This window comes from Bacillus sp. FSL W8-0640, assembly GCF_038007725.1.
GTDB lineage: Bacteria > Bacillota > Bacilli > Bacillales > Bacillaceae_G > Bacillus_A > Bacillus_A cereus.
Genome location: NZ_JBBOXT010000001.1, coordinates 4548853 through 4562152 on the forward strand (window position 1 = coordinate 4548853; position 13300 = coordinate 4562152).

Below are 13300 nucleotides of genomic sequence, written 5' to 3' on the forward strand. Positions count from 1 at the left end.
CATACCTCCTTTAACTTTTGGCTATACCTAACATAATTCCGGCTGCGATAATAAAAACGATACCGACAACGATACCCGTTAATTGACGTTTCGTTTTCTTTTCACCTAATATAAGGATCCCACCAAGCGTGGAAATAATAATTCCCATTTGCGATAGCGAGAAACTTGTTGCGACTCCAACACGCGGCTGTGAAATGAATAAAAACATATTTCCAGCTGCCCAAATTAATCCTGGAATAATATTGCGAATTGCATATTTATTAAATGGATGATGTTTAAAGGTAAGCAAAATCCCACCTAACACCATACCAACTGCTTGTGGCAACAAAGCCGACCAGCCATCTACGTTAAATAACCTAATTACTACTACGTAAACTAAATAACCGACTGTTGAAATTAATAAAATTACGATACCTCTTTTAAAGTTTGCTGCTTGCTCTGCATTCTTTTCTTCTTCACTTTGAAGCGATGTTAAAATAACACCGATAATAATACAAACGAGCGCTAAAACCCCAAGAACGACCGATATTGTCGTGGACCATTCATGAAATACGATAACGCCAAATAAAGTCGTCGCGACTAATTGAAGTCCTGTTGAAATTGGCATCGTCCTCGAAACACCCATTAAATCAATACTTTTCAATTGATTCGCCTGACCAAGCGCCCAAAATAAACCTGACACAACTCCAACTCCGATAACGGTAGGTGTTAATACTGGCTTCATAAAAATATAAACAACAATTGAAAAAATAAGTGCTCCAAATGTTGTTCCGAGCGTTTGACTATACGGGCCCCCGCCCAGTTTTACGTTAAATAGCACAATACTTCCCCAAAATATAGCTGGTAAAATCGCTAAAAATATATCCATCACTCATTACCTTTCTTTACTAAATGCCATAGATTATCACTCTAAGTCGTTAGAGTGAGCTTTTATTTTTTCTTTTTCCCGTTCACAAACTTTTTCTGCAATAGCGTCAGAAACATTCTTTTCTCGCTCCACTTTCTTTATCTTTACGTGATCTAAATGATCTTCCAAAGTAAGCGTAACTTTATCGTTCGGCGGATTATGCGCTCCTTGAAATGTAAGAAATTGTAGCTTCAATTCGTATCTAGGAACAAATTCATCTTTCTTGCCGAGACGCTTTATATCTATAACTGAAGCACATTCATATTGATCTTCTGTCACTTGTCTAATAACTGAATAGTACCTATTTGATAATGCACTCTCTAAAAGCTGTTCTCTTGATTCTTTCGCGAAAGAATCGCTTGGAGAAGAGAAAAAGGCCACACATAGCATTGTGATAACGACACATATTTTTTTCATAGTTCCCTCCTTGTTCTATAGATTAGTGTTCTCAAAACTGCCATAAAAAAACGACTTTCCCTATGTAGGAAAGTCGTTTTAATAAATCCAATATTAACCACCGCTCACTGGTGGAATTAGTGCAACAACATCACCAGATTGGACCCTGTCATCTTCATTTGCGTATTCTTCATTAATCGCAACCATAATTGGCTCTGAAACTGGTACATTATATTCGTTCGCAACAACATCTTTTAACTGTGCAACCGTAATATTTTCTTTCTCTATTTGTAATTCACTTGTCCCTGCTTCTTCTTGCAAGTGCGCAAATAACAATACTCTAATCATACTTATAGCTCCTTCCCAGGCTCTCCCGCCGGATATGGTGTTTTTTCTAATTGATCACCAATCCATGAGTCACCATCTTCCCAAAACTCCTTTTTCCAAATCGGAACAATTTGTTTTATGCGTTCCATAATATATTCGTTCGCTTCATAAGCCGCTTTACGGTGTGGTGTTGAAACAGCAACAACAACCGCTATATCAGAAATTTGCAACGTACCGATGCGATGTGTAATCGCAACATATGTACCTGGCCATTTCTCTTTCACTTCCAAGCCAATTTTCTCTAGCATCTTTTCTGCCATCGTCTTATAAGCAACATACTCTAAGTATAATGTACGACGCCCTTTCGTAAACTCTCTAACCGTTCCAATAAATGTTGTAACAGCACCGCATTCACGTCGAATTACTTTCTTCGTTACTTCTTCAATTGAGATTTCTGTATCAATTACTTCATAATATGTATTTATCATTTCGCACTCCTAACCGTTTGTAAAAACCAGTCTATGTACAACTCTTCTTCTGTTATATGAAATACTTTATATTCTTCTCGTATATTTGCCGGAACATCATACCACGTAATAACCGCCACTATATTTTCTACTTTATGTAAAAGCTCAATGTCTTCCGCAGAACGAAGTAACACTACTTTCGAGTAATTCTCTTTTTTATAGCCTTCTATTAAAATTGTATCCACTTCAAAAAACTCATATAAGCGAATAATTTCTTGCAAGGACCATTTCTTTCTTAGTGAAGAAAGTGAAAGCAATCCAGCACCTTCTACACTACTTACGACAGCACCAGCTTTACGGTGTCTTTCGCTATCTTTTTGCGCTACTTCTGGAAAGCCTCCGTGCCCGTGATGTTTAATTGTAGCAACTTTCATTTTTCGTTCAGCTAATGCATGCACCACTTTCTCAACAAGTGTTGTTTTCCCGCTATTTTGATATCCTACTATTTGTAAGATTGAAGGGGCTTTGCCCATGGCCAATCACATCCCTCAGAGTGCTCTAACAATAATACGGATACTTTCATTCCGGTCTCAAATCCTCTCGTTCCTCCAGGTAACACGATAAAAGCATTCGCATCTGCAAGTGAAGATACCGCACTCGATTTATCTAAACCAACTGGCATCGCTTGTAACGCCCCGTCCACAATTGTTACGTTCGCTCTTACGAAACGAGTAAATGGATTTGGCTTTGGAAAATCTTTTTGTAAAATAGCATCCGCTCTATATACGTGAGGTTCCTTCGCATACAAATACGTTTTTATAATTGGATGCACAAATAATTCAAAGCCTACATAACAAGCAGACGGATTTCCTGATAAACCAAAGAGTAACTTTCCATCAACTTCAGCTACTGTCGTTACACTTCCGGGCCTCATGGCTATCTTATTAAAGAGTACATTTGCCTGTAACCTTTCATAAATAGCTGGTAAGTAGTCATAATCTCCTACTGATACACCGCCTGTTGTAATTAAAATGTCGACCTCATCCACCGCTGATTGAACAGCTGTAAAACATGCATCTAACTCATCCGCGAGTTGACCATAATAACGAACTTTCCCGCCAGCTTTCATAATTTGAGCTGCGATCATATACGAGTTACTATTTCTAATTTTCCCCGGTTCTAACGGCTCATGTACTTCTAATAATTCACTTCCTGTCGTTACAATACCGACAACAGGCTGTTTTACAACTTTCACAGTGCTATATCCAAACGTTGCTAATAAGGCGGCAACACCTGGATTAATTGCAACGCCTTTCTGAACGAGAACTTGATTTTGTTTTATATCTTCTCCTTTAAACGACACATTGTCACCGTTATTAAAAGGGCGTTTTAACTTCATATATGTTTTCCCGTTCTTCTCAAACCCTTCTGTCAGCTCTAGCATTACGACTGCATTGCAATCTTGTGGAATAGCTGCTCCTGTCATAATACGAACCACCTGAAAAGATCCTACTTCTTCTGTAAAAACAGAACCTGCCCCGATTTCTCCTATTACTTCAAATTCAACTGGATTCTCTTGAGTTGCTTCTTTCGTATCTTCTGCTCGAATGGCGAAACCATCGTAAGGGGAACGATCAAAATGAGGAACGTCATGATCTGAGACAACATCTTCCCCGAGAATTCTCCCGTAACTTTCCGTAATAGAAATTTCTTCTACTTCACCATGCTTTGCATATTTCATTACCCGTTCTACTGCCTCAGCAACTTGAATTGGAATTCGTTTTTCTACCATCGTTTCTCACCTCATATTTGCAATTTTTTTTATCTCGATTAAACTTTATATATTCAATAGAAATTACTTCAAGGAGGAATTCCATGTCTTCATTTACACACTTTAATGACCAAGGACGCGCGAAGATGGTTGATATAAGTGACAAAAAAGCAACCGTTCGAACAGCAATTGCGTGCTCTAGCATTGTCGTTACGAAAGAAATTTACGATAAAATCTCTCACAATGAAATTGGGAAAGGTGACGTATTAGCAGTTGCGCAAATCGCAGGCATTATGGCTGCGAAACGAACTTCTGATATTATCCCAATGTGCCATCCTTTACTATTAAAAGGTGTTGACGTTTCTTTCGATTGGAAACAATCAGAAGAACAATATCGTTTACTCATTGAAGTAAAAGTTAAAACAGAAGGTAGCACCGGTGTTGAAATGGAAGCTTTAACAGCTGCTTCGGCTACCGCTCTTACTGTGTATGATATGTGTAAAGCTGTCGATAAAGGTATGATTATCGGCGAAACCTACTTACTTGAAAAAACAGGCGGAAAAAGTGGAGATTATACGAGAAATTCATAATCCTTTCTCCGTTGAACCTAAAGGATTCCCTTTAGGTTCAACCTATATATCTTGCATATAAACTTTTCGCTACATTTATATCATTCGTCCCATGAATGAAAGCTCTGCCATCTGTAAATAAAACAAAACGATATTCTTCTACCGGAAACGACAATAAATAAGGTGTCGCCTTTATCTCTACGCTTCTTTGTAAGCGCTTTTTAATTTCTTCCAAATTAAAATTCTTCCGCACACCTGGACGAATTTGCACTGTATTTCGCCCACATAACACTTCTGTTTTCGTTTGTGCTTCAAATGTTAAACTCGGATATGTACGTAACCTTCCGCAAGATAAACAAGTATCTTTTTTCTGCCTATTCACTTTAAATGCCATCTGTTGATTATTCCAAAGATCAAATGATAACATCGTTTCACGAAGCGCTCCGTAGTCTTCTACTAATATTTTCAGCGCTTCCGTAGTTTGATGCGCAACTACTAATTGTACTGCCGGTTGTATAATACCAGCTGTGTCACACGTTGCTCCGCTCGCCGGATGCTCCATTAAACAGCGAAAACACGGTGTTTTCCCTGGTAAAATTGTATACGTTACTCCGTAGCTTCCAACGCACCCACCATATATCCACGGAATATTATACTTTTGTGAAATATCATTAATGAGAAGACGCGTTTCAAAATTATCTGTCGCATCTAATATTAAATCTACATCATTCACTAATTCTTCCATTTCTTGCACCGTTACATCTGTCACAACCGGATTTATTTCCACTTCAGAATTAATCGCTCTTAAATGTTCTGCTGCCGCTACCGCCTTCGGTTTATACTGCTTTGCATCTTCTTCTGTATATAGTTGTTGTCTTTGTAAATTACTCCATTCTACATAATCACGATCAGCAATCGTTACTTTTCCAACACCCGCTCTAACAATCGCTTCTGCATTTGCCGCACCGAGAGCACCAGCACCAATAATAAGCACATGCTTCTCTCTTATTTTTCTCTGTCCTTCTTCTCCAACACCAGAAAATAATATTTGTCTTGAATATCGCTCCTGCATGCGATACCCCCCTTTCTTATCCTCCTATATAAGACATTTCGATTTTTGGACGATTTTTTGCACTTTCTTCTGTTCGTTCATCCGAATACCTATCTTTTCTATTCATCCATACATCTTGTATAACACTTAATAACTCCTCATCCGAAAGATTTCCTCTAAGAAGTTCTCTTACATCCAAACCCTCTGTCGCAAATAAGCACGTATAAAACTTTCCATCTGCCGAAATTCTCGCCCTCGTACAAGAGACACAAAATGACTCAGAAACAGATGTAATAAAACCAACTTCAACATTTGTTCCAACGTACCGATATCGCTTCGCAACTTCACCAAAGTAATGCGCTTCAGCTGGCTCAAGCGGATACACCTTATGAATCATCTCAATCAATTCTCGTTTTGTAACGACTTGATCAAAATTCCACCCATTTGTACTACCAACATCCATAAACTCAATAAACCGAAGCGTGATTCCTTGCTCTTTAAAATACGCAGCCATCGGTAGTACTTGATGATCGTTCATCCCTTTTTTCACAACCATATTTACCTTTACTTCCAAGCCCGCCTCTTTAGCTGCTATAATTCCCTTAATTACCGGTTTCGTATTAATATTTCGACCATTAATATTCTTAAATATGTCATCATCTATCGCATCTAAACTAACATTCACTCTATGTAATCCAGCTTCTTTTAATGCCTTCGCTTGTTTCGTTAAATGAATAGCATTTGTCGTTAACCCTATATCTATTAGCCCATCAATTTTCACAAGACGTGCAATAAGTTTTGTTAAATCTTTACGAAGCAGTGGCTCACCGCCAGTAAGTCTAATTTTCCGTACACCGATGCTAACAAATAATTTTGCCAAACGCTCAATTTCATCAAAAGTTAGTAAAAACTCGTCTTTCAAAAAAGCATATTCTGGCCCAAATATTTCCGCTGGCATACAATATGTACATCTAAAATTGCAACGATCAATGACAGATATACGTAAATCTTGAAGTGGGCGTCCAAAAAAATCTTTAACCATCTCCTGCATCGCCACCCTCCCTTTCTGCCAAATTTCTTTCTTTTCATTCTATTATAATATATTTTCGAACTGCGATGTTTTTGCTCAAGTGAATAAAGTGAAACTTTAAATAATTAGAGGGGATTCACTCCCCCTGGTTAACGAGGTTTACTTACAAATACAAAGATAAAAAAACCTTGAAACATAAAAGCTTCAAGGTTCTCTGCTTATTAACTTAATCTAATAATAGTCAGGGTAGCCCCTGGCGTTGCTGTAGATAATGTAGCTATTGCAACTACTCCAAATAACTGTAAGCTAACAGCAGCTCCAGCAGGCAAGTTAGCAATTATTGTTGCACTAAATGAACCAGTAGCAACTGTCGGAGCATTTATCGTTCCCGCAAGCGGACTGCCATTTACAGTTATACGAGAACTTACAAGTAATCCTGCCGTTAGATTAATTGTATAAGCTATATAATAATTCCCTGCATTCGCAACTGTAAATACAGTATTTCCTCCACTAACAGTAATTCCTGGACCAATATTTTGATTGTTCGGTAATGGTACATTCGTGCCACCTAATAAAACAGAAATAGCGGTTCCTGATGTATTATTCGCAAATGCATATGTTGCAGTTGTACTAACTCCAGTCGCCCCGGTCGCTCCAGTGGCTCCAGCTCCGGTTGGACCTGTATCTCCAGTTGGGCCTTGTGAACCGGTTGCTCCTGTAGCCCCCGTTGGACCTTGGATTCCTTGCGGGCCTTGAATTCCTTGTGGGCCTTGAATTCCTTGGAGACCTGTCGCTCCGGTTGCTCCTGTAGCTCCCGTTGGACCTTGAATTCCTTGCGGGCCTTGAATTCCTTGTGGGCCTTGAATTCCTTGGGGACCTGTCGCTCCGGTTGCTCCTGTAGCTCCCGTTGGACCTTGAATTCCTTGCGGGCCTTGAATTCCTTGCGGGCCTTGTGGGCCGGTCGGACCTATGTCACCTTGTGGACCTTGGATTCCCTGTGGGCCTTGTGCTCCTGTTGCTCCTGTCGCTCCTTGGATTCCTTGAGGACCTTGTGGACCTTGAATTCCTTGCGGGCCGGTTGGACCTATGTCGCCTTGTGGGCCTTGAATTCCTTGGGGACCTTGTGCTCCGGTTGCCCCCGTTACTCCTTGGATTCCTTGAGGACCTTGAATACCCTGTGGACCGGTTGGACCTATCTCTCCTTGAACACCTTGGATTCCTTGCGGGCCCTGTAAACCCGTCACTCCGGTTGCTCCCGTTGCTCCTGTCGCTCCTGTCACTCCAGTTGAGCCTGTCGCCCCGTTATCTCCTGTTACTCCTGTCGCACCTGTTGCTCCTGTCGGGCCAGGTGGTCCACCTGATGGACCTGTCACTCCTGTCGGACCTGATGGCCCCGTTGGGCCGGTCGGTCCTGCTGGTCCTCCTGACGGACCAGTCACCCCTGTTGGACCGGTTACTCCTGTTGGACCGGTAGTTCCTTCTCCCGTCGCTCCGGTTGCCCCCGTATCTCCTGTTGCTCCCGTCGGACCTTGTATCCCTTGAATTCCTTGTGGGCCTTGCACTCCTTGTGCACCTGTTGCTCCTTGAATCCCTTGAATTCCTTGCACTCCCTGTGTCCCCATCGGACCGGTTGGACCAATCACCCCTTGTATACCTTGCACTCCTTGGGGGCCCTCTGGACCGGTTGCTCCTATTTCCCCTTGTATCCCTTGAATTCCAGTTGCTCCTTGTGCTCCAGTTGCTCCCGTTATCCCTTGCACACCTTGGATTCCCTGTATTCCTTGTGGACCTTGTGGGCCTGTTGCTCCTACCGGTCCTTGAATGCCTTGTATCCCCTGAGGACCCTCTGGACCCGTTGCTCCAACTGGCCCTTGAACACCTTGTATTCCTTGCGGGCCCTGAAGTCCTTCTGGGCCTTCTGGACCTGTTGGACCTATTTCTCCTTGTATCCCTTGGATTCCAGTTGGACCTTGTGGCCCAGTCGGACCTATGTCACCTTGCGGACCTTGGATTCCCTGTGGACCTTGTGCTCCTGTTCCCCCTGTCGCTCCTTGGATTCCTTGAGAACCTTGTGGGCCTTGAATTCCTTGTGGGCCGGTTGGACCTATGTCGCCTTGTGGGCCTTGAATCCCTTGCGGACCTTGATCTCCAGTGGCCCCCGTTACTCCTTGAATTCCTTGGGGACCTTGAACACCTTGGGGACCCGTCGGACCTATCTCTCCCTGCACACCTTGGATTCCTTGCGGACCTTGCAAACCCGTCACTCCGGTTGCTCCCGTTTCTCCTGTCGCTCCTGTCACTCCAGTTGAGCCTGTCGCCCCAGTATCTCCTGTTACTCCTGTCGCCCCGGTTACTCCTGTCGGGCCAGGTGGTCCACCAGATGGACCTGTTACTCCCGCCGGACCTGATGGCCCCGTTGGGCCGGTCGGTCCTGCTGGTCCTCCAGATGGTCCTGTTACCCCTGTTGGACCGGTTACTCCTGTTGGACCGGTAGTTCCTTCCCCTGTCGCCCCAGTTGCTCCCGTATCTCCTGTTGCCCCCGTCGGACCTTGGATTCCTTGAATTCCCTGTGGACCTTGCACTCCTTGTGCGCCCGTCGCTCCTTGAATTCCTTGTACTCCTTGCACACCTTGGGGACCCATCGGACCTGTTGGACCAATCTCCCCTTGAGCACCTTGCACTCCTTGGGGACCCTCTGGACCCGTTGCTCCTATTTCCCCTTGTATCCCTTGAATTCCAGTTGCTCCTTGTACTCCAGTTGTTCCCGTTATCCCTTGCACACCTTGTATTCCCTGTATTCCTTGTGGACCTTGTGAACCTGTTGCTCCTACCGGTCCTTGAATACCTTGTATCCCCTGAGGACCCTCTGGACCCGTCGCTCCAACTGGACCTGGCACACCTTGAATTCCTTGCGGCCCCTGAAGTCCCTCTGGGCCTTCTGGACCTGTTGGTCCTATATCACCCATCGGACCTTGTATCCCTTGAACTCCCTGTGGCCCTGTTGCTCCTGATGGCCCTGGTACTCCTTGTATTCCTTGTGGACCTTGATCTCCTGTTGCCCCTGTTGCCCCTTGAGGCCCTATAGCCCCCTGTATACCTTGTGGACCTTGATCTCCTGTTGCTCCCGTTGCCCCTTGAATACCTTGAACTCCTTGTATTCCTTGTTCACCAGTTACTCCCGTCGGACCAGGAATACCTTGAATACCCTGCGGACCTTCTGGACCTGTTGGCCCAATTGGCCCTTGAATCCCTTGGATTCCTTGCAAGCCCTGTGCTCCCGTGCTTCCAGTCGGACCTGTACTTCCCGTTGCTCCTGTTACCCCTGTACTTCCTGTAGCTCCAGTATTCCCAGTTGCTCCAGTCGCACCTGTACTTCCACTCGGTCCACCGCCCGGACCTGTCGCACCAGTCGGCCCCGTCGGACCAGGAGGTCCTCCAGATGGTCCAGTTATCCCAGTTGGACCTGTTATTCCAGTCGGGCCTGTTATCCCCTGACCAGTTGCTCCGGTTGCACCTGTATTTCCACTCGGTCCTTGTGTTCCTTGTATCCCTTGTGCTCCTTGTATTCCTTGTGGACCAGTTACACCCGGTAACCCTTGGACGCCTTGTATTCCTTGAGGTCCCTCAGGTCCCGTCGCTCCAATTGGCCCCTGTAATCCCTGTATCCCTTGTATACCTTGTGCCCCAGTCGCTCCCGTTGGACCAATCGGACCTTGTAACCCTTGCACCCCTTGAGGTCCTGTCGCTCCAGTTTCTCCTTGTGGTCCTCTCAATCCTTGTGGGCCCTGCTGTCCTTCTGGTCCAGTTGCACCTATTGGCCCAACTGATCCTTGTATCCCTTGCACACCTTGAGGTCCTGTCGGGCCCATCTCCCCCATCGGACCTTGTAATCCTCTTGGTCCTTGAGGTCCTGTTGGGCCTTGTGGACCGGTTGGACCAGTAATCCCTATACCTGTAAACCCAGTTGGAACAGGGGGGAAAGTAGGCCCAATAAGTTCGGGTGGAATTCTAAAATTAGAGCTTAACGAATTTTGCTTCCGATTATTATCACGATTCTTCACACTTTCACCACCTACAAACCATCTTTTTCATAATAAATAAGCCTCTTCTTAATCTATTTACAAAAATAATTTCCAAGACTATTTTTATTTTAAATAATAAAAACTCCCTTAATTTCTTAAGGGAGTCCTGCAATTGAATCCATATTATCTGTATTAGGGACAGCTTGCGCTATACTCGATGTATTTACATTTTGCCCCATATTTGCTCCTGTTACAGTACCAGCAGGAGTGCCCCTTGTATACGTCGTCGTCACCGAATCTCCCGGCTGTAAACAAAGCTTCGTCTCCGTCCCTATTACTGTAACAACATCAATCCAAGTACACCCCATTGAACCACTATATGATTTCGAAGCAGTAAATGAAGTGTCACTCAAATTATCACCGGTAAATATATTTCCAGTGTTATTCACAATAACAAACTCTTTTATATGAGCAGGCATAATTACACTCTACCTTTCCTCTATGAACCTAACGTACGTGTACTCGTTGCCAAAGGCGGAAGAAATACTGATGTTCTAATGACCGCTTCTGGCTGCCTTTTTCCATTTAAAAAAATAGCCGCACTTGATCCTCCAGCACCTGCATATACTTTTGCTACAGCTAAAGGTGAGAGATCATAACAGTCACCGACATTAACAGCTCCTGTATTATTAATAATTTTTACTTTACGCAAATTAATCCCCATTTACCCCTCCTCCTTTTTTATACTGTATGCAAAAGAAAAAAACTTGAAACAGACTCGTTTCAAGTTTTTTTCAATTAACTATTTCGTTTCACCTTCATATTGAAGCATACCGCCAACCATGTTCACTGTTTTAAACCCTTGTTCATTTAAATAATGACATACATTTTCACTGCGCATTCCTGAACGACAAATAAAGATATATTCATTCTCTTTATTAAAGAAATCTACTTTATGTGGGATATCGCCCATTTTAATATGTACAGCTTCTGGAATCTTTCCTGCCGCTACTTCTTCATCTTCTCTTACATCTACTAAAAATAACGTTTCTCCATTTTCTAAACGCTCTTGCACCTCTTCTGTAGTAATTGTTTTAACTTCTGTCATATGTAGTTCCTCCTTATATACAATAAAACCTTTAGTTTCTTTTTCACAAACATTCTCTACCAATTTTAGCATGCAAAAGAAAGAACGCAAAGAATCGAAAAGCTATTTCTCAATTTTCTCGTAAAACTTATTCTTTACAAACATAACTAGCACATTGTATCCTCAATATACTTGTTTTATGAAAGGAGTCGATTAAAATGACGCTTTTTCTTTTCATTATAGGCATTGTGTTCTTACTCGCTGCAATTATTGTACTTAGTATGAAAAATAATAAAAAGATAAAATCGCCACAAGAAATGTCATTCTTATTTCTATTGCTTAGCATAGCGTTTTTCGGTATAGCAATTGCTACATATATTTTCCGTCTACAAATCATGTGAAAAAAGGTGCCTACTTCAAACACTGCACCTTTTCCCCATCATTTTCCTTCTACACAAAACTAGATACTTTCCGATTCAAAAATTCATAAACTTTCTTTTCGAATAAATGAATATCCAATGCTCCTGCCATATGCCCATTTATACTTTCTATCTCATATACTTCCGCATATTTTCCTTGTTTTTGCAAAATATCAACCATTTTATAATTATAACGAGACGGCTGAAGCAAATCTTGTTTACACGGAATCATAAGTACATTCGCTTCTATGTTAGAAAGAGATTCTTCTAGTGAAGAAAACCCATGTGCAATATCATGCAATAAAACTGCCTTCGCAGTATATATCCATGAATTTGCATCTACTAACTCCATACTTCTATATGTCGCTTTATTTATTTCTTTTTCAAATGATGTTAGTGTAGCAAACTTTTCATAAGGTTCTATCTCTATACTATTACGAGGAAATGCCATTTCATAAAAATGCTCATCAAACGCGTTCATAAACATCATTCTATTTGCTAAATGAAGCCCCTTTATCGGCTGCTGTTCTCCATATTTCCCCTCTTTCCAACTTGGATCCAGTTGAATTGCTTCAATTGCATTTTGCGCTACGTTTACTGACGTAATAATTGGATTTTGTGGGTTCGTAATAACGCCAATCATCCGCTCTACCATATGTGGATAGTGAACCGCCCATTGTTGTGCAATCATCCCCCCCGCCGACGGTCCGATTACAGCGTGTAACCTTGAAATTCCCATACCTTTTATTAACTCATATTGCACACAAGCTACATCAAGAAATGTAAAAATCGGAAAATCCATAGCATATTCTTCTCCAGTTTCTGGATTAATTGATTTCGGTCCTGTTGTAATTACATATGGATTCCTCACCTGCACATTACAAAGATTATCCGTACATATAACAAAATACTTATTTGTATCAATTGCTTTTCCAGGTCCAATTAGCCCATCCCACCAACCAGACTCCTCATCATGCACTGTATATTTTCCTGCCGCATGACTTGTTGCACTAAAATAATGACAAACCAAAATCACATTTGACCTTTCTCTATTTAAAGTGCCATATGTCTCGTATCCCATTTGAACAGGAATTTCTCTGCCATTTTCAAACGTAAACCCTTTTAAAACAAACTTCTCCTTTTTTACAATTTGCACAGACTCTCCCTCTCCCCGTTATAGTATGAACTGCTTACTAAAGTTTTTTTTCTATGCAAACTAATCTCCTTCTTCTTTTCATAAATAAATGAATAATA

Annotated in this window: 15 protein-coding genes; 2 read left to right on the forward strand and 13 right to left on the reverse strand. The window is 42.2% G+C overall.

From position 1 onward, the window contains the following. Nucleotides 1-10: 10 nt before the first annotated feature. The 6 genes from glcU to moeA all read right to left on the reverse strand — a co-directional run bounded on the left by glcU (nt 11) and on the right by moeA (nt 3889). Nucleotides 11-868, reverse strand: coding sequence for a glucose uptake protein GlcU (gene glcU / locus N2V80_RS23535; RefSeq protein ID WP_000350867.1), 858 nt, complete (start codon nt 866-868; stop codon nt 11-13). Nucleotides 869-904: 36 nt separating this feature from the next. After that, nucleotides 905-1324, reverse strand: coding sequence for a DUF3888 domain-containing protein (locus tag N2V80_RS23540; RefSeq protein WP_000717677.1), 420 nt, complete (start codon nt 1322-1324; stop codon nt 905-907). A 93-nt stretch (nt 1325-1417) separates the two neighbouring features. Beyond that, the gene (gene moaD, locus N2V80_RS23545; protein ID WP_000621778.1) at nt 1418-1651 is read right to left on the reverse strand and encodes a molybdopterin converting factor subunit 1; all 234 of its coding nucleotides are present in this window, start codon (nt 1649-1651) and stop codon (nt 1418-1420) included. Between the two features lie 2 nt (nt 1652-1653). Next, nucleotides 1654-2118: a molybdopterin synthase catalytic subunit MoaE gene (moaE, locus tag N2V80_RS23550; RefSeq protein WP_000611226.1), complete on the reverse strand. Its 465-nt coding sequence runs from the start codon at nt 2116-2118 to the stop codon at nt 1654-1656. Beyond that, entirely contained in the window at nt 2115-2630 is a 516-nt protein-coding gene (gene mobB, locus N2V80_RS23555) for a molybdopterin-guanine dinucleotide biosynthesis protein B (RefSeq protein WP_000513645.1), read from the reverse strand. The genes moaE and mobB overlap by 4 nt, the downstream gene beginning before the upstream one ends. Continuing rightward, complete coding sequence (moeA, locus tag N2V80_RS23560; RefSeq protein WP_000229698.1) at nt 2600-3889, reverse strand: molybdopterin molybdotransferase MoeA; 1290 nt, start codon at nt 3887-3889, stop codon at nt 2600-2602. Before moeA ends, mobB begins: the two co-directional genes overlap by 31 nt. Nucleotides 3890-3972: 83 nt before the next feature. Between moeA and moaC the strand changes: the two genes are divergently transcribed. Beyond that, the gene (gene moaC / locus N2V80_RS23565) at nt 3973-4458 is read left to right on the forward strand and encodes a cyclic pyranopterin monophosphate synthase MoaC (RefSeq protein WP_000094146.1); all 486 of its coding nucleotides are present in this window, start codon (nt 3973-3975) and stop codon (nt 4456-4458) included. 37 nt (nt 4459-4495) lie between these two features. Here moaC and N2V80_RS23570 read toward each other — a convergent pair whose 3' ends face one another. The 6 genes from N2V80_RS23570 to N2V80_RS23595 all read right to left on the reverse strand — a co-directional run bounded on the left by N2V80_RS23570 (nt 4496) and on the right by N2V80_RS23595 (nt 11648). Further along, nucleotides 4496-5509 (reverse strand): molybdopterin-synthase adenylyltransferase MoeB, encoded by a 1014-nt coding sequence (locus N2V80_RS23570; RefSeq protein ID WP_001158103.1) that lies wholly within the window; start codon nt 5507-5509, stop codon nt 4496-4498. Nucleotides 5510-5525: 16 nt separating this feature from the next. Beyond that, a complete protein-coding gene (gene moaA, locus N2V80_RS23575) occupies nt 5526-6539 on the reverse strand; it encodes a GTP 3',8-cyclase MoaA (RefSeq protein WP_001157117.1) in 1014 nt (337 codons plus the stop codon). Between the two features lie 200 nt (nt 6540-6739). Further along, nucleotides 6740-10579 (reverse strand): BclA-related collagen-like exosporium protein, encoded by a 3840-nt coding sequence (locus N2V80_RS23580; protein ID WP_061654606.1) that lies wholly within the window; start codon nt 10577-10579, stop codon nt 6740-6742. A 116-nt stretch (nt 10580-10695) separates the two neighbouring features. After that, nucleotides 10696-11019: a hypothetical protein gene (locus N2V80_RS23585; protein WP_001110848.1), complete on the reverse strand. Its 324-nt coding sequence runs from the start codon at nt 11017-11019 to the stop codon at nt 10696-10698. Nucleotides 11020-11039: 20 nt separating this feature from the next. Next, a complete protein-coding gene (locus N2V80_RS23590) occupies nt 11040-11264 on the reverse strand; it encodes a spore germination protein (protein WP_000512465.1) in 225 nt (74 codons plus the stop codon). Nucleotides 11265-11342: 78 nt separating this feature from the next. Beyond that, complete coding sequence (locus tag N2V80_RS23595) at nt 11343-11648, reverse strand: rhodanese-like domain-containing protein (RefSeq protein WP_000141207.1); 306 nt, start codon at nt 11646-11648, stop codon at nt 11343-11345. A gap of 197 nt (nt 11649-11845) precedes the next feature. Between N2V80_RS23595 and N2V80_RS23600 the strand changes: the two genes are divergently transcribed. Beyond that, nucleotides 11846-12028 (forward strand): hypothetical protein, encoded by a 183-nt coding sequence (locus tag N2V80_RS23600; protein WP_000171881.1) that lies wholly within the window; start codon nt 11846-11848, stop codon nt 12026-12028. Between the two features lie 49 nt (nt 12029-12077). Here N2V80_RS23600 and N2V80_RS23605 read toward each other — a convergent pair whose 3' ends face one another. After that, on the reverse strand, nt 12078-13202 hold the full coding sequence (locus N2V80_RS23605; RefSeq protein ID WP_001167634.1) for an alpha/beta fold hydrolase: 1125 nt from the start codon (nt 13200-13202) through the stop codon (nt 12078-12080). Nucleotides 13203-13300 lie beyond the last annotated feature (98 nt).